Genomic DNA, 19,445 nt, shown 5'->3' with positions numbered 1-19,445 from the left:
GGTCTCCCATCACCTTTGCTGTAACTGATCCAATGGAGCGCTGCCACGGGCGACGATCCGCCCGGTGAGCAGGACGCCGGTTTCGGCCGGCCCGGCGTTGTCGATCAGGCGGACCAACGTCGAGGCGATCTCGGCGGTCGGCTGGCGGACCGTGGTCAGGCCGCCCTCCACCGACGTCGCCAGCAGCGAGTCGTCGAACCCGGTGACCCACACGTCGTGGCCGGGACGCAGTCCCCGGCGCCGCACCTCGCTCAGCACCCCCACCGCGAGCAGGTCGCTCACGGCCACGATCGCCGTCGGCGGTTCGGGGTCGTCCAGCAACGCCGCCGCGGCATGTGCCGCGCCGTCCATGCTGTCGGAATCGGAGTACACGGCCCGCCCGGACAGGCCCAGGCGGCGGCATCCGGCCTCCCAGCCCCGCAGCCGGTCCGCGCCCGCGCCCATCATCACCCGCTTTCCCCAGCCCACGAAGGCGATCCGGCGGTGACCGGCCGCGTGCAGCCTGGTGACCAGCTCGGCGCACGCGGCGAACCCGTCGACGTCCACCCAGGGCCCGGGCTGCTCGCCCTGCCGCGGCCAGGTCCGGCCGAACGACGCGAACCGCACCCCGCGCCCGGCCAGCCACTCGTGCCGCGGATCCTCGTCGACGGTGTCGGACAAGATGAAGGCGTCCACGGTCCGCTGGGCGATCAGGTTGGCGTAGGTCGTGAGTCCCTGGTCGCCGTCGGGAGCGGTGAACAGCAGCATGTGCCGCCCGGTCTCCTCGACCGCCTCGGTGAGGGCGTGCAGGAACTGGTCCATGTACAGGCTGTGACCGGGCAGCCCGGCCAGGCAGTAGCCGATCAGACCGGCCTGGCGGGTGGCCAGGCTGCGCGCGGTGCGGCTCGGCTGGTACCCGAGCGCCTCGATGGCGGACCGGACCTTGGCGAGGGTGACCGGGTCGACGCGCTGCGGGGCGTTGATGACGTTCGAGACGGTCTGCCGGGACACGCCGGCGTGCGCGGCGACCTGCCGGAGCGTCACTGCCTGTCCCCGTTCTGTCATCGCCCTCTCCGGACCCTTGGTCGCGACCCGTGTCTGGTGGCATACTTTCCGCGATTTGACCGGTCAAATGCGCGGCAACTGTGACTCACGCCATTCGCCGGTGTCAAGGCCGCGACGGGGTACTGGGAGGAACTGTGACCGGACCGAACTTGTCCCTGCACAACCTCGTCACCGTCCTGCGGGCGCCGTCGGTGGTGCTGTCCGATCAGGACGGGCAGATTCACGGGGACAGTCTCTGTGGCTGGTTCGCCCGGGACAAACGCGCACTCGCTGTTGTCCAAGTGACGCTCGGCGACTCGGGTGTGGTCACCGTCGGTCATCGGCACGATGAGCCGTCCGTGGCGTCGTTCCACGCCGTGGCAAGGGAATCCGGCGCGCAGTGGCGGGACTCCACGGTTCATGTGCGGCGGGACCGCCGGCTGTTCCCGTCGTCGCTTCAGGAGGACGTTGAAGTCACCAATCATGGTGAGGGCGAACGGTTGTTGACGTGCACGGTGCGGCTCGCCACGGACTTCGCCGGTGTGGACGCGGTGAAAGCGGGCCGCGCCGCCTCCTTCGTGCCGCCGGTCGTCGATGGCGGCCGCATTGCCTGGTTGAGCGGCAAGGATTCGGTGACCCTGAGTGCCGAACCCCGGGGCGAGGTGGAGATCGGTCCCGACGGGGTGGTCCAGGCAATGTGGCAGATCCGGCTGGGCGGTGGCGAGTCGTGGCGGCTGGAGCTGGTCGCGGAATCGTCGTTCGCGGCGGCGGAGTTCGAGCAGGTTCCCGCCAGGACGCAGCCGCAGTGGACGCTACCCGCGAACTCCGGCGCCGGGCCCGGTCTCGCTGACTTGCGGGCGTTGCTGCTGGCCGACCCGGCCGAGCCGGCGGATTCCTACCTGGCCGCCGGAAGTCCTTGGTATCTCACGCTTTTCGGGCGGGACTCGATCTGGGCGGCCCGGCTGTTGCTGCCGCTCGGGACCGAGGTCGCCGAGGGCACGTTGCGGACGCTCGCTCGTCGGCAGGGGAGCGGCCATGACCCGGAAACCGAGCAGCAGCCCGGCAAGATCCTGCACGAGATGCGGTCCGGTGCGATCGACACCGGCCAGGTGCGGCTGAGTTCGCGCTACTACGGGACGATCGACGCAACACCGTTGTGGATCTGCCTGTTGCACGAGGCTTGGCGCGCCGGGATGCCCGACGAACGGGTCCGCGCGCTGATGCCGAACCTGCTGGCCGCGATGGGGTGGCTGACCGGCGCGGACGCCGATCCGGACGGCGACGGCCTGATCGAGTACCTGCCGTCGTCCAGTGGCGGGCTGACCCACCAGGGCTGGAAGGACTCGCACGACGCCTTCCTGCACCACGACGGGCGGCACCCGGCGGCGCCGATCGCGTTGTGCGAAGTGCAGGGATACGCGTACGCCGCCGCACTGGCCGGCGCCGAACTGGCGCGGGCATTCGACGAACCGGACGCTCCACAGTGGACTGCCTGGGCGGCGCGGCTGAAGCGTCGGTTCCGGGACGCGTTCTGGGTGGAGGACTCCACGGGCAGGTACCCGGCCATCGCGCTGGACGCGGACAAGAAACCGGTCGAGGGCGCGACCTCCAACATGGCCCACCTGCTGGGCACCGGCCTGCTCGACCCCGCGGAGGCCGCGCTGGTCGCCGAAAGGCTCGGCCGCGCGGATATGATCACCGGCTTCGGCCTGCGCACCTTGAGCGCGGCCAGCCCCATGTACAACCCGTTCAGCTACCACCGCGGCTCCATCTGGCCCCACGACACCGCCATCGCGATGATCGGCCTCGCCGCCGAAGGCCACCACCCCCTCGCCACGCACCTCGCCACCGGCATCCTCCGCGCCACCACCCACTTCGGCGGCCACATCCCTGAGCTCTACGCGGTCCTGGACGAAACGCCGCTGGCCTACCCCGCCGCTTGCGTGCCCCAGGCGTGGTCAGCCGCCGCTGCGGTCCGCTGCGCGCTCTACCTGTCGTCCACCGCGGCCTGAGCCCGTTTGTGGTCACCCTCACGGGTGGGTGACGGTGCCGGTGGCGGCGGGTTGATCATAAGATGGTCGTCACGGATAACGAGGCGGAACGGGGAGCGGCCCTGGACGCTCGATCGGCCGGCCGGGAACGATGATCGTGGCCGCCCCGGATTCGCGGCGCGGATGCTGCCAGGTGGACCTGGCGAAGTCATGGGTGGAAACCACGCGTTTTCCCGCTCGCGTGGGTGGGTGACGATGCGGAATCTGTCCGGCACTATGCGCTACGAAATGGGACTGGCCTCGCGATTCGGCGAAATATCGTTCTACCTCCGATAACGGGCGGCGGCGACCACCCGGGCCCGCGCGGTGAATAGACCAGCGGAATCGACCCGGTGTCGCAGTGATCGGACGTGCGTTCGGCAGGCGGCCGGGCGGGGTGTGCGCGGCCCCGCGAATTCTCTGACAGCGTTGTCGGTCGACAATGGGACGCAGTGTTACGTGCGATCGGCGGATCGCGTCTACGGAAGGTAATTCCTCCGGCACCTGCGGTCGCAGATCCGGCAATCGGCCTTCCGTCACCGGTGCGCCTCGGCGGGTTCGGGGCGTAGAAATTAGGCGGACGGCACTCATGTCACCAATCCGGCTATCGACCAGGCTGATCGGCGTTACTGGGTCGGATGGGGGAAGATCACAATGCGAGCGGCGGTGACCGGAGCTTTGGATTACTCGAAACGGCGATATTCAACGCGAGCCGTGGCGCTCGTGGACCGCATAGGTGGCACGGGACCTCAAGTCGGTGTCAGTGCGACGTCAGCAACCCGGGGTAGGTTTCGAGGAAGAATAGAGGTGCGGTATTGCCAGATCCACAAAAAGGGCGCCCAGTCGAGAACCCGGGCCCGCGCATGATGCGCAGGGGCCCGAGTCCTCGGCGTTAGCGGGCCGGGCGGAGCGCGCGAGAGAAATGGTCGGGACATGATTGCGATCGAGCGGCTGTGCGAGCTTCCGCCTGCTGAGCGGCGTGCGGGACTCGAAGATCTTGTCGTCGCGGAATTCAGGACGACCCTGATGATGTCCGACGACGAGGACCTTCCGTTTGACATCAGTTATTTCGAGCTCGGTTTCACCTCGCTGGGAATCACGGAGATCAAGGAACGGCTCGAAACGCAGCTCGGTCGCAGCGTGAGCACGAACGTGCTGTTCAACAGCCCGACCATGGAAAGCCTCATCGCGTATCTGGCCGACGAGGTCCTCACCGACATATTCGGCGAGCTACCGCTGTAGGCGAACGCCAGCACAGGCCGCGCCGGTCAGGGAAGCGCGCGGCGCGACGCAGAACTGGCGAAAACCCTGCCAAGCATGGATGAAAGGGATGTGCGGCCGTGAACGACCCGAATTCGCAGACGCTGACCGCCCGGTGCGCCGAACACGCCCGGCAGCGCCCCGATCAGCCGGCCGTCATCTGCGAAGGCCGTGAGGTGACCTACGCGGAGTTCCACCGCCGCAGCAACCAGACCGCGCACGCGCTGCTCGCCGAGGGAGTGCGCCGCGGAGCGCGGATCGCCTACCTCGGCCGCGAGTCCGAGTACTACTTCGAACTCGCGCTCGGCTGTGCCAAAAGCGGAACCGTGCTCGTGCCGATCAACTGGCGGCTGACCTCCCGCGAGGTGGACCACGTCCTGCGGGACTCGCATGCCGAGGTGCTGTTCATCGAGCGCGACTTCCGGCCGGTCGCGGACCGGCTGCGGCCGTCGCTGCCGTCGCTGGCCACAGTGATCGAGATGGACACCGCCGACTCGCTGGCCGACGGTTTTCTGCGTTGGCGGGCCGGTCACTCCGACGCGGACCTCGACCCCGGCACCGGTCGCGACGACGCGTTCGTGCAGATGTACACCAGCGGGACGACCGGCCTGCCCAAGGGCGTCGTGCTGGCCCACCGCGCGTACTTCACCTTCGTGGAGCACATGAACCAGGCCGGGCTCGACTGGATCGACTACAGCCCGGCCGACCGGTCCATGAGCTGCTTCTCCGGCCTGCACTCGGCCGGCATGGGCTGGTTCATGTACGGGTTCGGGGTCGGCTGCACGAACGTGGTCATGCGGATGTTCGTCGCCGAGGAAGCCGTGCGGTGCATCCGCGACCACCAGGTGACGATCATGTTCGCGGCACCGGCGATGCTGCGGATGCTGCTGGCCGAGCGGGCCGCCACGCGGGAGGCGTTCACCTCACTGCGCAAGGTGACCTATGGCGGCTCGGTGATCGCGCCTTCGCTGCTGCAGCAGTGCATGGAGAACCTGGACTGCGAGCTCGCGCAGATGTACGCGGCGGCGGAGTCGGGTGCCGGGGTCACCTGCCTGGCTCCCGCCGAGCACCGGCCGGGCAATCCCCGGCTGAACTCGGTCGGGCGGCCCTGTCCGGGCAACGAGGTGAAGATCGTGGGCCGCGACGGCGAGGTCCTCCCCGCCGGCCAGGTCGGCCAGATCTGGGCGAAGAACCCCGCCACCTTCATCGAGTACTGGCAGCAGCCCGAGGCGACCAGGAAAGCGCTCGTGGACGGCTGGCTGATCATGCCCGACGCGGGCTACCTGGACGAGGACGGTTACCTCTTCCTGCTCGACCGGATGGACGACGCCATCATCGTCGCCGGTCAGAACATCTATCCGGCGGAGGTCGAGAAGGCCCTGTCGGAACATCCGGCGATAGCCGACGCCGCCGTGGTCGGCGTGCCGGACCAGCGATGGGGCCAGGCGGTCAAGGCCGTGGTGGTGTTGCACGAAGAGCAGCGGGCGACCGTGCGCGACCTCATGGTGTTCCTGCGCGGCAGGATCGCCGACTTCAAGATCCCCACCCGGTTCGAGTTCGTGGACGCCTTGCCGCGCAACCCGACCGGCAAGGTGCTGCGCCGCTTGCTGCGGGCGGAAACGCGCTGAAGGGGTGTTGGAGCCAGCCGCACCACACCAGGGGTGCGGCCGGCCTGGCTATTTGTTTTTGGGGTGACACAGAGAGCAAGTCACGGGGACGGGAGCTCCTATGATGATCAAATTCTTTGTACTGGGGCCGTTCGAATGTCAATCGGCGAACCGGCCGCTGAACATCTCCGGAACACTTCAACGAGCACTGCTCGCCACATTGCTGGCCGCGGAAGGGGTACCGGTCGCGGTCGACTCACTGGTCTCGGAACTGTGGGGCGACGAGCCTCCGCCCCACTGGGAGAACGCATTACAGGCGCACATCAGCAGGTTACGCAGGCGCATTGACGCCGTCGTCGACGACCGGTCCACCCGGCTCATCGTCGAGCACTCCGGCTACTGCCTGCAGACAGGTGATGACGCCGTCGACGCCAAGGTGTTCATGCGCGAATTCGACTATGCCCGTTACCTCAACACCTCCGATCCGAGATCGGCGGCGGACGCGCTGCGCAATGCGCTTTCGCTGTGGCGGGGCAAGGCTTTCGGCCTGGTGATCCAGGGATCGCTGTGCCGGATCGTCGCGCAACGCTACGAAACCGCCCGCGTGGTGGCCCTGGAGACGCTGTTCGACCTGGAACTGCGCAGCGGGCGGCACACGGACATCATCCCGTCGTTGTCGGAGCTGGTCGAGGCGCCGTCGCTGAACGAGCGCTTCTGCGAGCAGCTGATGATCGCGCTGTACCGGTCCGGGCAGCAGGCACGCGCATTGAGCGCTTACACCCAGATGCGCGACCGGCTCCATGAGGAGCTCGGTGTCGAACCGACGGTGACCTTGCGCAATCTCTTCAACGCCATACTGAACCACCACGAGGCACTTCGCCTCGGTGCCGATCACGCCGTGCTGCGCACGTGACCGGTACGGCAGACGCTTGATGACGCTGGTAGTGAGTCGTTTCGCACAGATCGACTCGCGGCGGCGGGCCCGGATGTACCTGGGAGCCTGCTCTGGGGGCCAGCGCAAGAACTTCCGGAATTACCGCGACCTGACTCCCAGCGGGAGTCTGGCACCGCATGACAGATCTCCGCGCCGGCGCACCTCGCGAGGACCGCCAGCGCCTCTCAGCAGGACGGGCCGCAAGAGCCACCGCCGCCACGGCTGCCGGATCCCCGCGCCGATGAGCAACCTGCTGCAGCGCATCGAGAATCGCCGGATTGTCAGGCACCCTCTTCGTCGGCGAGCCGGATCAGCCGCCGGGTGAAGTCCGACATGACCGCGGCGGCGTGCTCACTGACATAGAAATGCGCGCCCGGATACTCGTGGTGCCCCAGGTACTGGCGGCTGCGTTCGGCCCAGACCTTCATCGCGTCCGGCTCGACCAGCAGCGGATCCGTGTCACCCGCGTAACTCACCAGCGGGCAGTCGAGCACGGCATCGTCGTCCTTGTACTGCACGGCGATCCGGAAGTCCGCGATCACCGGCGGCAACACGAGATCGAGCATGTCCGGATCGGTCCACAGCTCCTCGGGGAACGCGCCGAGGTCCTTGAACATGTCGCCGAACTCGTCCATCGACAGCTTCTCGTGGCCCGCGGGCGCGGTGAAGAAACCCCTGGGCGCCCAGCTGGACATACCGAGCAGCAACGGCGGCTGCTCGCCTCCGGCTTCGAGCCGGGCGGCGATCCGGTAGGCCATCATGGCCCCGGTGCAGTGCCCGAACATGGCGTACGGCCGCTCATCATCCACTGTGGACAGCACCGCGTGGTACAGGTCGTCGAGGAGGGTCTCCCAGTCGGTGGGCAGCGGTTCGGCACGCCGGCCCTGCCGCCCCGGCAGGGTCAGTGCCTGCGCACTGACCCCGGCCGGTAGCAAGCGGTTCCAGGTGCGGTAGGCGGCCGCCCCGCTCCCGGCGTGCGGCATCAGGAGCAGGCGGATCCGGGCCTCGTCCGGCAGCCGCGCGGGAGTGAACCAGCGGCCCGCCGTGACGCCCCGGTCATCCGGCGTCCGCGTGCCTGCCGGGCGCTCGGTCGTGCTCATCGCTCATCCCACCTTCTCTAAGCACCCGTCGAGGAACTCGGCGAGCGCGAGCGGAGTCGGGTTGCTGAAGATCTCCGGTGTGGCGAAGGAGATCGACAGCGACGCGCAGAGCTCCTTGCGGAGCCTGACCGCGAGCAGGGAGTCCATCCCCAGGTCGGTGAAGTCGGTGTCGGCCCCGACAGCGGCGAGGTCGTCGAACTCCAGGACCGCGGCGACCTTCTCGCGGACCAGCGTGGTGATCGCCGTCCGGCGTTCGCCCTCCGGCGTGGGCAGTACCGCCATCTCGACGGCACCGTTGCCGTCAACCGGATCCGTTACCGCTTCGGCGGCCTGACTCACCCCGGCGGCCGGACCGCCGCGTGATGTCCCCACCGGCAACCGGTACGACCCACGATCGAACGCATACGTCGGGAGCTCGACCCGTCGCCGGTGCTGTCCGCGGTGGAAGGCGGGCCACGAGATCGGCTGACCGGCCGCGTAGGCCTTCGCGAGCGCGTCGAGGACGGCGTCGCCGCCCTGGTCGGACGGCCGGACGCTGGCGAGCCAGACGTGCTTTCCCTGCGGGACACACCGTTTGCCCAGCGGAGTCAGTGTCGATGACGGGCCGATCTCGATGAACAGATGCTTGCCCCGCCTGTCCAGCGCCCGCATCGCGGCGACGAAGTTCACCGGTTCGATGATGTGGCGCACCCAGTAGTCGATCGAGAAGTCGCTCTTCCGGGCGATCTGGCCGGACACCGTCGAGACGAGCGTGATCGCGGGCTCGGTGAACCGGATGCCGTCGATGGCCGCCCGCAAGTCCTCGGCCACCTCGGTCATCAACGGGGAGTGGAACGCTTGCGACACCGGGAGAACCGTGAAAGCCATGTCCTGGGCGGTCAGGCCGGCGGTGATCGCCGCAATGGAGTCACGGCCACCGGAGATCACGCATTGCTGTGGCGCGTTGACCGCGGCGATGGTGACGTCCGGGTAGCCGTCCAGCAGCGGGGCGACCGCTTCCATGCCCGCCCCCACGGACACCATGCGGCCAGGGGCGCGGACCGAGTCGATCAACCTGGCTCTGGCGGTGATCAGCGTGGCGGCATCGGCGAGGCTGAACAGCCCGGCCACCGCGCCGGCCACGATCTCGCCCATGCTGTGCCCCGCGACCACGGTCGGCTTGACACCCCACGACATCCACAGCCGGGCCAGCGCGTACTCGAAGGCGAACCGGACCGGTTGTTCGTACCGGACCTGGCTGAGCGCCTCGGCGTCCTGCGGTCCGCCGGTGCCGAGCACCATGCTCTTGACCGGACGCCCGACGAGCGGCGTCAGGAGCTCGTCGCAGGCATCCAGTTCCGCGGCGAACGCCGGGTGCCGCCGGTACAGCCCCGCGCCGATGCCGGGACGCAGCGCCACACCCATGCCGGAGAAGAGGAATCCGACTTTGCGCGGGCCGGATCCGGGCAGCTCGCCGCGTTCCACGGTGCCCAGCAGCTCCTCGAGCCGGGCGGCGAGGTCCTGCGGCCCGGACACCGCGGCGGACACCCGATGACGGAAGTGAGCCCGGCCGACATTGGTGGTGTAACACAGATCCGCGACGTCGGCCGAAGCCCGTTGGTAGCTGCGAAGCTGCGCGGCGAGTGCCGGGACCGACTTGGCCGAGACGGTCAGCACGTGCCCGCCAGGTTCGGTTGCCTGAGGCTCCGGTGGCACTGATGGCACTGCTTTCGGCGCCTCCTCCAGCACAGCGGAGGCGATGGTTCCGGTGAACCCGAACGAGTTCACCAGCCCCCGGCGGACGTCGGCCGCCCACGGCTCCGGCTCAGTGGGAACGCGGACCGGCCAGGTGTCCCAGGCGATGCGGCTGGACGGCTTGTCCAGGTTGATGTGCGGGAACAGGGTGGCGTGCCGCAGTTGCAGCACCGTCTTGATGACGCCGCCGATCCCGGCCGCGGCCTCCATGTGCCCGATGTTGGTCTTGAGCGAGGCGACCAGCAGCGGGTCCCGCCTGCTGTGCGAGGGCCCGAACACCTCGGCGATCGACGCCATCTCGATCGGGTCGCCCAGCGGTGTGCCCGTCCCGTGCGCCTCCACGTACTGGATGTCGCCCGGTTCGAGCCTCGCGTTGGCCAGCGCGGCGCGCATGAGCGCTTCCTGCGCGATGCCGTTGGGGGCGGTGAACCCGGCGCTTTCGCCGTCCTGCCGGACCGCGGTGCCGCGCACCAGCGCGAGCACGGTGTCGCCGTCGCGCTCGGCGTCGCTGAGCCGCTTGAGCACCACCACGCCACAGCCTTCGGCCCGCCCGTAGCCGTCGGCCGACTCGTCGAAGGTCTTGCACCGTCCGTCCGGCGCCAGCGCCTGCATGTCGGTGAGCAGCATGCTGCTGTAGGGGTGGTGGATGACGCTGACGCCACCGCACAACGCGAGCTCACACTCCTTGCCGCGCAAGGCGTTCACCGCCAGGTGCAGCGCCACCAGCGACGAGGAACACGCGGTGTCCACCGACATGCACGGACCCCGCGTGCCCAGGAAGTACGAAACCCGCCCCGACACCGCCGCGTTCAGCAGCCCACCGGCCAGGTAGCCCTCCATGTCCCCGACATCGAGCCCGCCGATCTCCCAGGCGTAGTCCGTGCCGCTGGCGCCGAAGTAGACCCCGACGTTGCCGCGCCGCAGCCCGGCGGGATCGATGTTCGCGTTTTCCAGTGCCTCCCAGGAGGTTTCCAGGGCGAGCCGCTGCTGTGGGTCGATGCAGCGGGCCTCCTTGGGGGAGATGTTGAAGAACGACGTGTCGAACTGGTCGATCCCGGTCAGGAACCCGCCGCTGGCCGAGGCCACGGTGCCGGTGCCGTCGCCCTCGGCGAACTCGCCGGCGTTCCACCGGTCCGGCGGGATGGGCGCGATGGCGGAGCGGCTCGAGGCGAGGTAGCCGGCGAAGTCGTCCAGGGTCGCGCTGCCGCCGGGCATCCGCAGGCCGACTCCCACGATCGCGATGGGCTCGTGCTTCTCGGCGGTCAACTGTGCTATCCGCGACGAGTACTCGCGAATGGTCGCGCGTGCCGCGTCGAGTTCGGCCTCGATCGTCATGAGGGTGCCGTTCCTCCGGTGTAGGGCCCTAAAGAGCGCTGCGGGCGGCGCCGCGCAGCGCGTGGTTGCCGTCGCAGAACGGCTTGAGGGCGGACAGGCCGCACCGGCAGAGCGCGATGGTCTCCCGGCCGGGGTCGATGTCCTTGCGCTCGTTGTCCTGAAGCTTGTAGGCGCCCCGCACGATGACCGGTCCGTTCTCGTAGACCGTGATCTCGACCGGTGGCTGGTCGTCCCGCATGAGTCGCTCCCGTTCTCTCAGACCGCTTTGTCAGACGGCTTTGTCAGACGGCGGCCAGCTCGCGCAGCGATGTGCCCCCGGCCGCCCACGGATCGACGACCGACCTGGCGAACAGGGCCCGGACGCTGAGCGTGGCCAGTGCGCCGATGACCACGCGGTCCCACTCGTCCGGGTAGTCGGCCACGAACGAGCCGCACATGTCGTGGGCGGCCAGCTGCTCGTGCACGGCGTCGGCGAGGATGTGCTCGTCGTAGAACCAGCGCGACCTCTTCGACCCGCCCACCCGGGCCAGGCCCTCGCTGAAGTGGCGGTTGATCAGCGACGAGCCGATCTCGGTCGCCGCGAGGTTGCCGAGGATCCCGCCGCGCCAGCGGCGGTGCAGGCCGAAGAACGACCGGAGGTTGTGCAGGACGATCGCGGCGGCCGGGATCTGCTCGATGTACGCCCCGTACTCCGGGTCGAGGTCCAGTTCGGACATCAGGATCGCGTACAGCTCGGCGTGCAGGCGGCCCGGCATGCCGCCGCCGTACTCGTCGGCCTGGATCTCGATCAACGCGGCCTTGGCGCGGCCGTTCACCCGGGGGATGCCCCACGTGTGGGCGTCGCCCTCGTGCAGGGCGTCGATCGACCGGGTGATCACCAGTTCCTTGAACTGCTCGATGGTCGCTTCCTGTTGCATGAACTTCAGGAACGCGGCCGGGGAGGTGGCGCCGCAGCGCTCCATCAGGAACGCGGGCACCCTTTCCGGAGTCAGGTCCGCCGGAACCTGCGCCTCGGCAAGCAGATCCCGCTCGAACACGGCCTCCAACGCGCCGCGCACGGCCAGCAGCGACGGCTGCCACTCCCACCGCTCGTCGACGCCGTCGAAGCCTTCGTAGGTGAGCCCGTAGCAGACCCACAGGCTGATTTGGACGTCCTCATCGGACCGGGCGTCGGCAGTGGTCACCGGCAGCGCGTCGAGCAGCTCGGTGAGCCGCGACGGCACCGGTCCGGGTTCGCCGGACAGGCAGGCGAACAACTCGGTGCTGATGGGTCCTCGGGGAGCGGGGAGCCGCATGGCGTTCTCCGATCTGGTTGGCCGGCGCGATGACGCGGACCTGTCCTCGCGAGGCCCAATATGCCAACCGTTCTTGACATATCGCTGGCCCGGCGCTGACGTAGAACACGGGTCAGGCCGGTGTCAGCGGCCGATAAGAAGGCCATGCGACTCTTCGGTCAAGACGCCAGCCAATCATTTGGAGTCCTGCCGTGGCCGATCCCTTTGAAATCGAGGACGCGAGCTATCTGGTCCTGGTGAACAACCTTGGTCAGCATTCGCTCTGGCCGGAGGTCATCGACGTGCCGCCCGGCTGGCGGGTGGTGTTCGGTGGCGGTGCGCGGCAGGCGTGCCTCGACTACGTCGCCGCCAACTGGACGGACATCATGCCTGGTGAGCGGGTGTCCGCGCGATGACGGACACCATCGCCGCGACCGAGGCCACGGTGTGCCGGATCCTGGCTGAGGTACTGGAGCTGCAGTTCGTCCACCCCCAGGACGGCTTTTTCGAGGTGGGCGGGGACAGCGTACTCGCCGTTCAGGTCGTGGCCCGCGCGCGCGAAGCCGGTCTCGTTTTCACCGTGCGCGATCTTTTCGACTACCAGACCGCCGAGACATTGGCCGCGATGATCGGCGAACGTCCCAGTGCGGAAAGCGATTCCGCGAGCTCCGCGGCGCCGGAGAAATCACCGTTGCTGAGTTTCGAGGACGGTGAGTTCGGTGAGTTCGGTGACTTCGACCAAACCGGTGGCGCCGACAGCGGTACCGAAGCCGAGTGGGAGACCATCACGTGAGCCAGGCCAGCATCGAGTGCGTCCTGCCGCTGACCCCGTTGCAGGAGGGGCAGTTGTTCCACGCCGAGTTCAACGAGACCGGCGCCAGCCTGTTCAACATGCACCTGTCGGCCCTGCTGTCCGGGCCCGTGGACGTGGCGGCGCTGCGAGCCGCCTGCGCACGGATGCTGGCCCGGCACCAGTGCATGCGGGCCTGCTTCCGGCAGGACCGGGCGAACCGGACCGTTCAGGTCGTCCTGCGCGAGGTGCCGCTGATCTGGCGGCAGGTCGACCTGTCCGCCGTCCCGCAGGCCGAGCGCGGGGCGCGGCTGGACGAGCTGACCAAGGCCTTCGTGGCGCAACGGTTCGACCTCACCAAGCCGCCGCTGACCCGGTTCCTGTTGGTCCGGCTCGCACCGGACCAGTATCGCTTCGTCCTGTGCACGTACCACGCCGTCCTGGACGGGTGGTCGTCCTTGCTGCTGCTGGGCGAACTGGCGCGACTCTACGAGCGGGGCGGTGATGACACCGGCATGCCTGCGCCCCCGCCGTTGGAGGACTACTACCGCTGGCTGTCCACACAGGACCGTGCGGCGGCCGAGAACGCTTGGCGCGCGGCGCTTGCCGGACTGGCCGGCCCGACCCTGCTGGCACCGTCCACTCCGGACCGATGGCTGACTCCCAGCGAGACACTGGACTTCGAGGTACCCGCCGGACTGGTCACGAAGGTGCGCGCCTTCGCCCGCGGCCACGGCCTCACGATGAACAGCGTCTTCCAAGGGGCGATGGGACTGGCCCTCGGCACCGTCACCGGCCGCACCGACGTGGTGTTCGGCGGCACGGTCACCGGCCGTTCCCCGGAGGTGCCGGGCATCGAGAACATGGCGGGAATGTTCCTCAACACGCTGCCCGTCCGGGTGCGCCAGGAGCTGTCGCGGCCCGAGACGGTGGCCGGCCTGATGACGCGGATCCAGGCCGAGCAGTCGCGGCTGATTCCGCACCACCATCTCGGCCTGGTCGACGTCCGGCTCGCGGCGGGACAGCCGGAGCTGTTCGACGCGCACATGTCGTACCAGAACTTCCCCGGGGCCGGCACGACCAACGGTTTCCCGATGACCGACGTGCGGACCGACGTCAAGACCAACTACACCCTGAGCATCGCCGTGCAGCAGCTGGGCGACGCGATCGACATGGACATCGAGTACCGGCCGGACCTGTTCGACCGGGAGCGGGCGAGATCCCTGGCACAGAGCCTGGTGCGGGTGCTGGAAGCGGTGGTGGCCGACCCGGGCGTGCTGGTGAGCCAGGTCCAGGTGCTGGCGCCGCGAGACCGCCAGGCGCTGCTCGACCTCGGCAAAGGCGACTCCGCCGCGGCGGAACCGGAACTGCTGCCGGATGTGTTCGCGGCGCGGGCCGCGCAGGCGCCGGACGTCACGGCGTTGGTGTCCGGCGACGTGTCGATGTCGTTCGCGGAGCTGGCCGGCCGGGTGAACCGGGTGGCTCGCTGGTTGATCGCGGCGGGCGTGGGACCGGGCGACCCGGTGGCCGTGTTCCTGCCGCGGTCGGCCGACGCGGTGGTGGCGTTGCTCGGAGTGCTTGCCGCCGGGGCGATGTACGTGCCGGTCGAAGTGTCCTATCCGGACGAACGAGTGCGGTTCATGCTGGCGGACGCGGCGGCGCACGTGGTGATCACGACCGCCGGACTGGCTCCCCTGGCGGCCGGTTCCCAGTTGCTGGTACTGGATTCCGCCGAGGCACAGGCGGAGCTGGCCGCGCTGGCGGACGCGCCGGTCGGGGCGGCGGAGCGCCGCGGGGTGCTGGCGCCGCTCGACGCGGCGTACATGATCTACACGTCGGGATCGACCGGCCGGCCCAAGGGCGTGGTGCTGACGCACCAGGGTCTGGCCAACCTGGCCGCTTTCGAGCACCGCGAGAAGTTCGAGCCCGCCGCCCGGCGGGCCGGGCGGCGGCTGCGGGTGATCATGGTGGCGGCGCTGTCGTTCGACGCCGTGTGGAACCCGGTGTTGTGGCTGCTGGCCGGCCACGAACTGCACATGCTGGACGACGACATCCGCCGCGACGCACACGCCCTCGTCGGCTACGTGCGCGAACACGCCGTGGACGTCCTGGAGATCACTCCCTCGTACGCCGAGCAACTCCTCGAGGAAGGGCTGGTGGACGGGCCGGTCCGGCCGTCGGTGGTGCAGGTCGGCGGTGAGGCGGTGCGTCCAGGGCTGTGGCGGCGGATCGCCCAGGCCGACGGCGTGACCGGCTACAACGTCTATGGCCCAACGGAATGCACGGTGTTCACGACGATTGCCCGGGTGACCGGTGACCAGCCGGTGCTCGGCCGGCCGGTGCCGGGCACCCGGGCGTACGTGCTGGACGAGTGGCTGCGCCCGGTCCCGGTGGGGGTCGAGGGCGCGCTGTACGTGGCCGGGCCGCAGGTCGGCCGCGGCTACTGGAACCGTCCCAGCCTGACCGCGCAACGGTATGTCGCGGACCCCTTCGGGGCGGAGGGCGAGCGGATGTACCGCACTGGCGACCTGGCCCGGTGGAACGGCGACGGCCTGCTGGAGTTCCTGGGCCGGGCCGACGACCAGGTCAAGATCCGCGGCTTCCGGATCGAACCGGCCGAGGTGGCCGCCGTGCTGGCGGAGAACCCGGCGGTCGGCCGGGCGGTGGTGATCGTCCGCGACGGTGCCCTGCTGGCCTATCTGGTGGCGGCCAACGATTGCATCGACGTCGATGAACTGCGCCGCAGCGCGATGGGCCGGCTGCCGGAGTTCATGATTCCGGCTGCGTTCGTGGTGCTGGACTCGCTTCCGTTGAGCCCCAACGGAAAACTCGACCACAGTGCCCTTCCCGACCCCGCCGGGTCGCATTCCCCCGTCGGCCGCGGTCCGCGCAACGAACGGGAAGAGGTGCTGTGCCGGTTGTTCGTGGAGCTGCTCGGCCGCGAGCCGATCGGGATCGACGACAACTTCTTCACCCTCGGCGGTCACTCCCTGCTCGCCACCCGGCTGACCAGCCGGATCCGCACCGAGCTCGGCGCCGAGCTGTCCGTCCGGGCGGTGTTCCAGGCGCCGACCGTCGCCGACCTGGCCGCGCGGCTGTCCGACGCCCGTCCCGCCCGCCTCGCACTGCGGCGGATGAGCCGTCCGGCGATGACCCGATGATCCCGCTGTCCTTCGCGCAGCGACGGTTGTGGTTCCTGAACAAGCTCGAAGGCCCGAGCGCGACCTACACCATGGCGGGAGCGTTGCGGCTGCGAGGACCGCTGGACCGCGCGGCGATGGCGGCCGCGATCAACGATGTCGTCGCGCGGCATGAACCACTGCGGACGGTTTTCCCCGAGGTCGAGGGGGAGCCGTGCCAGCGGATACTGGATGTGGACGAGGCCCGGCTGGAGCTGGAGGTCGCCGAACCCGACGACCTGGCGGCGGCGATGCTGCGCACCGCGAACCGGGTGTTCGAGCTGAGTGACCGGCCGCCGTTCGGGGCGACGTTGTTCGTCGCCGGCCCGGACGAACACGTGCTGATGATCGTGGGGCACCACATCGCCGGGGACGGCTGGTCGACGGGCCGGCTGCTGCGCGACGCCGGGCGCGCCTACCAGGCGCGGTCGCAGGGCCGGGCGCCGGACTGGCCGCCGCTTGCGGTCCAGTACGTGGACTACACGTTGTGGCAGACGGAAATGCTCGGTGCGGCCGACGATCCCGGCAGTGTGCTCGCGGGTCAGCTGGCGTTCTGGGTGAAGGAGCTGGCCGGTGCGCCGGACTGCCTGCCGCTGCCCACTGACCGCCCGCGGCCCGCGTTCGCTTCGCATCGCGGCGACAGCGTGCCGTTGACCGTGGACGCCGCTCTGCACGCGGGGCTCGCCGACCTCGCCCGCAAGAGCGAGGCGACGCTGTTCATGGTGCTGCACGCCGGTTTGGCGGTGTTGCTGAGCCGCTGGGGTGCGGGGCTGGACATCCCCGTCGGGTCACCGTTGGCGGGCCGCACCGATGAGGCGCTGGACGAGCTGGTCGGGTTCTTCGTCAACACGGTGGTCGTGCGCACGGACCTGTCCGGTGATCCGAGCTTCACCGACCTGCTGGGCCGGGTCCGTGAGCGGGTGCTCGCGGTGCTGGAGAACCAGGACGCGCCGTTCGAGCTGGTGGTAGAGCACGTCAATCCGGAGCGGTCGCCGGCCCGCAACCCGCTGTTCCAAGTGATGCTGTCCCTGCAGAACATGCCGCGTGACGCGGACCTGATGCCCGGGCTGGCCGCCGAGCTGGAGGCGGTGCGCACACCGACCGCCAAGGTCGACCTTTCGTTCACGCTGGCCGAGTGCTTCGACGCCGACGGCCGGCCGACGGGGCTGACCGGCGAGATCGAGTACGCCCTCGACTTGTTCGACCGGGAGAGCGCGGCGGCGTTGGCGGCGGGCCTGGTGCGGGTGCTCGAAGGACTGGTGGTGGCGCCGGATGTGCCGGTGAGCCGGGTGGAAGTGTTGGCACCACAGGAAAGCCGGGCACTGCTGGAACTGGGACACGGCGAACCCGCCGCAGCCGGGCCACAACTGCTGCCGGAGCTGTTCGCGGCGCGGGCGGCGGCGGAGCCGGAGCTGACCGCGCTGGTGTGCGGTGGCGTGGCGATGTCGTTCGGTGAAGTGGGCAGCCGGGTGAACCGGGTGGCCCGGTGGTTGATCGCCGCCGGGGTCGGTCCGGGAGATCCGGTTGCCGTGCTGTTGCCGCGTTCGGTGGACTCGGTGGTGGCGTTGCTGGGCGTGTTGACGGCTGGGGCGGTCTACGTGCCGGTGGATGTGTCGTATCCGGTGGAGCGGGTGCGGTTCATGCTGGCGGACACCGAACCCGTCGCCGTGATCACGACGGCCGGACTGGCGCCTCCCGATGTGCGAGCGCTGGTGCTGGGTTCACCGGCGGTGGAAGCCGAACTGGCGGCCCTCGCGGACGCGCCGATCGCGGCGGCGGAGCGCCGGAACGTGGTGGCGCCAGGCGATGTGGCCTACCTGATCTACACGTCCGGATCCACCGGCCGGCCCAAGGGCGTGGCCGTCACCCATCGGGGCCTGGCCAACCTGGCCGCCTTCGAACACCGCGACGTGATCGCGCCCGCAGCGCGGCGAGCCGGTCGGCGGCTGCGGGCGGGCCTGGTGGCGGCGCTGTCGTTCGACGGGTCCTGGGACATGGTGCTGTGCCTGGTCGCCGGGCATGAGCTGCACGTGCTCCAGGACGATGTCCGCCGCGACATGCAGGCCCTCGTCGGCTATGTCCGCGAGCACGGCGTGGACCTGCTGGAGGTCACCCCCTCCTACGCCGAACAGCTCATCGCCGAAGGACTGCTCGGGCCGGGCGGGCCGTCGCTGTTGTTCCTGGGCGGCGAGGCCATGGGACCCGGGCTGTGGGAGCGGCTCCGCCAGGACGAGCGCGTGACGGCGTGGAACTTCTACGGCCCAACCGAATGCACGGTGGACTCGGTGATCGCCACGGTGACCGGTGACCGGCCGGTGATCGGCCGGCCGGTGCCGGGCACCCGGGCGTACCTGCTGGACGAGTGGCTGCGCCCGGTCCCGGTGGGTGTACCGGGTGCGTTGTACCTCGGCGGAACGCAAGTGGCCCAAGGGTATTGGCGTCGCCCCGGGCTGACCTCGGAACGGTTCGTGGCCGACCCCTTCGGCCTCGCGGGGGAACGGATGTACCGCACCGGGGACGTGGCGCGGTGGACTCGCGACGGCGAGCTGGAGTTCCTCGGCCGGGCCGATGACCAGGTGAAGGTCCGGGGGTTCCGGATCGAGCCGGGCGAGATCGCCGCCGTGCTGGCGGAAAGCCCGCTGGTGGGCCAGGCCGCGGTGGTGGTGAACGACGACCGGCTGGTGGCCTATCTGGTGCCGGCCAACGGTTCGGCCGACGTCGAGGAGCTGCGCCGGCACGCCACGACCAGGCTGCCCGGCTACATGGTTCCGTCGGCGTTCGTGGTGCTGGACGCGCTTCCGTTGAGTCCCAACGGGAAGCTCGACCGCAAAGCGCTGCCGGACCCCGCCGGTTCGCACGCCCCGACCGGCCGGGGCCCGCGCGACCACCGGGAAGAGGTGCTGTGCGGGCTGTTCGCGGAGCTGCTCGGCCGCGGGCCGATCGGGATCGACGACGACTTCTTCGCCCTCGGCGGCCACTCGATGCTGGTCACCAAGCTGGTCAACCGGATCAGGAGCGATCTGGGCGCCGAGGTGACCGTCAAGACGGTGTTCCAGGCCCCGACCGTCGCCGGTCTCGGCGAGCGGCTCACCACGGCCAGGGCCGCCCGGCCCGCGCTGCGCCGGATGACCGACCCCGCGGCGACCTGAGTGGCCGCCGCCGGAGACCACTGAGGAGAC

General features: G+C 69.6%; 13 protein-coding genes. 8 read left to right on the top strand and 5 right to left on the bottom strand.

The features are described 5' to 3' along the window. Positions 1 to 9 precede the first annotated feature (9 nt). Positions 10 to 1,044, bottom strand: a complete 1,035-nt coding sequence (locus AB0J95_RS38315; RefSeq protein ID WP_364769492.1) for a substrate-binding domain-containing protein — start codon at positions 1,042 to 1,044, stop codon at positions 10 to 12. A gap of 134 nt (positions 1,045 to 1,178) precedes the next feature. Here AB0J95_RS38315 and AB0J95_RS38310 point away from each other — a divergent pair, with 134 nt between their 5' ends. The 4 genes from AB0J95_RS38310 (at position 1,179) to AB0J95_RS38295 (ending at position 6,833) form a co-directional block, all read left to right on the top strand. Next, positions 1,179 to 3,035, top strand: coding sequence for a glycogen debranching N-terminal domain-containing protein (locus AB0J95_RS38310; RefSeq protein WP_364769490.1), 1,857 nt, complete (start codon positions 1,179 to 1,181; stop codon positions 3,033 to 3,035). A 951-nt stretch (positions 3,036 to 3,986) separates the two neighbouring features. Then, the gene (locus tag AB0J95_RS38305) at positions 3,987 to 4,295 is read left to right on the top strand and encodes an acyl carrier protein (RefSeq protein WP_364769488.1); all 309 of its coding nucleotides are present in this window, start codon (positions 3,987 to 3,989) and stop codon (positions 4,293 to 4,295) included. Between the two features lie 98 nt (positions 4,296 to 4,393). After that, a complete protein-coding gene (locus AB0J95_RS38300; RefSeq protein WP_364769486.1) occupies positions 4,394 to 5,941 on the top strand; it encodes a long-chain-fatty-acid--CoA ligase in 1,548 nt (515 codons plus the stop codon). 100 nt (positions 5,942 to 6,041) lie between these two features. Continuing rightward, positions 6,042 to 6,833, top strand: a complete 792-nt coding sequence (locus AB0J95_RS38295) for an AfsR/SARP family transcriptional regulator (RefSeq protein ID WP_364769484.1) — start codon at positions 6,042 to 6,044, stop codon at positions 6,831 to 6,833. Between the two features lie 302 nt (positions 6,834 to 7,135). On the opposite strand, the gene AB0J95_RS38290 is transcribed toward AB0J95_RS38295, so the two are convergent. Genes AB0J95_RS38290 through AB0J95_RS38275 form a run of 4 tightly spaced genes read right to left on the bottom strand, consistent with a single transcriptional unit; the run spans position 7,136 to position 12,318 of the window. Then, entirely contained in the window at positions 7,136 to 7,954 is an 819-nt protein-coding gene (locus tag AB0J95_RS38290) for an alpha/beta fold hydrolase (protein ID WP_364769482.1), read from the bottom strand. A gap of 3 nt (positions 7,955 to 7,957) precedes the next feature. Continuing rightward, positions 7,958 to 11,023 (bottom strand): beta-ketoacyl synthase N-terminal-like domain-containing protein, encoded by a 3,066-nt coding sequence (locus tag AB0J95_RS38285; protein ID WP_364769480.1) that lies wholly within the window; start codon positions 11,021 to 11,023, stop codon positions 7,958 to 7,960. Positions 11,024 to 11,051: 28 nt separating this feature from the next. Next, a complete protein-coding gene (locus tag AB0J95_RS38280) occupies positions 11,052 to 11,261 on the bottom strand; it encodes a CDGSH iron-sulfur domain-containing protein (protein WP_364769478.1) in 210 nt (69 codons plus the stop codon). A 43-nt stretch (positions 11,262 to 11,304) separates the two neighbouring features. After that, positions 11,305 to 12,318 (bottom strand): iron-containing redox enzyme family protein, encoded by a 1,014-nt coding sequence (locus AB0J95_RS38275; RefSeq protein ID WP_364769477.1) that lies wholly within the window; start codon positions 12,316 to 12,318, stop codon positions 11,305 to 11,307. A 191-nt stretch (positions 12,319 to 12,509) separates the two neighbouring features. Between AB0J95_RS38275 and AB0J95_RS38270 the strand changes: the two genes are divergently transcribed. Genes AB0J95_RS38270 through AB0J95_RS38255 form a run of 4 tightly spaced genes read left to right on the top strand, consistent with a single transcriptional unit; the run spans position 12,510 to position 19,415 of the window. Continuing rightward, positions 12,510 to 12,713, top strand: coding sequence for an MbtH family protein (locus AB0J95_RS38270; RefSeq protein ID WP_364769475.1), 204 nt, complete (start codon positions 12,510 to 12,512; stop codon positions 12,711 to 12,713). After that, positions 12,710 to 13,090 carry a phosphopantetheine-binding protein gene (locus AB0J95_RS38265; protein ID WP_364769473.1) on the top strand — a complete coding sequence of 127 codons (381 nt, stop codon included), beginning with the start codon at positions 12,710 to 12,712 and terminating at the stop codon, positions 13,088 to 13,090. The genes AB0J95_RS38270 and AB0J95_RS38265 overlap by 4 nt, the downstream gene beginning before the upstream one ends. Further along, entirely contained in the window at positions 13,087 to 16,248 is a 3,162-nt protein-coding gene (locus tag AB0J95_RS38260) for an amino acid adenylation domain-containing protein (protein WP_364769471.1), read from the top strand. Before AB0J95_RS38265 ends, AB0J95_RS38260 begins: the two co-directional genes overlap by 4 nt. Continuing rightward, complete coding sequence (locus AB0J95_RS38255) at positions 16,245 to 19,415, top strand: amino acid adenylation domain-containing protein (RefSeq protein ID WP_364769469.1); 3,171 nt, start codon at positions 16,245 to 16,247, stop codon at positions 19,413 to 19,415. The genes AB0J95_RS38260 and AB0J95_RS38255 overlap by 4 nt, the downstream gene beginning before the upstream one ends. Positions 19,416 to 19,445: the final 30 nt, after the last annotated feature.

Origin of the sequence: Actinocrispum sp. NPDC049592 (assembly GCF_040675465.1) — a bacterium.
Taxonomy (GTDB): Bacteria; Actinomycetota; Actinomycetes; order Mycobacteriales; family Pseudonocardiaceae; genus Kibdelosporangium.
This window is presented reverse-complemented; position numbering and strand designations above follow the sequence as displayed.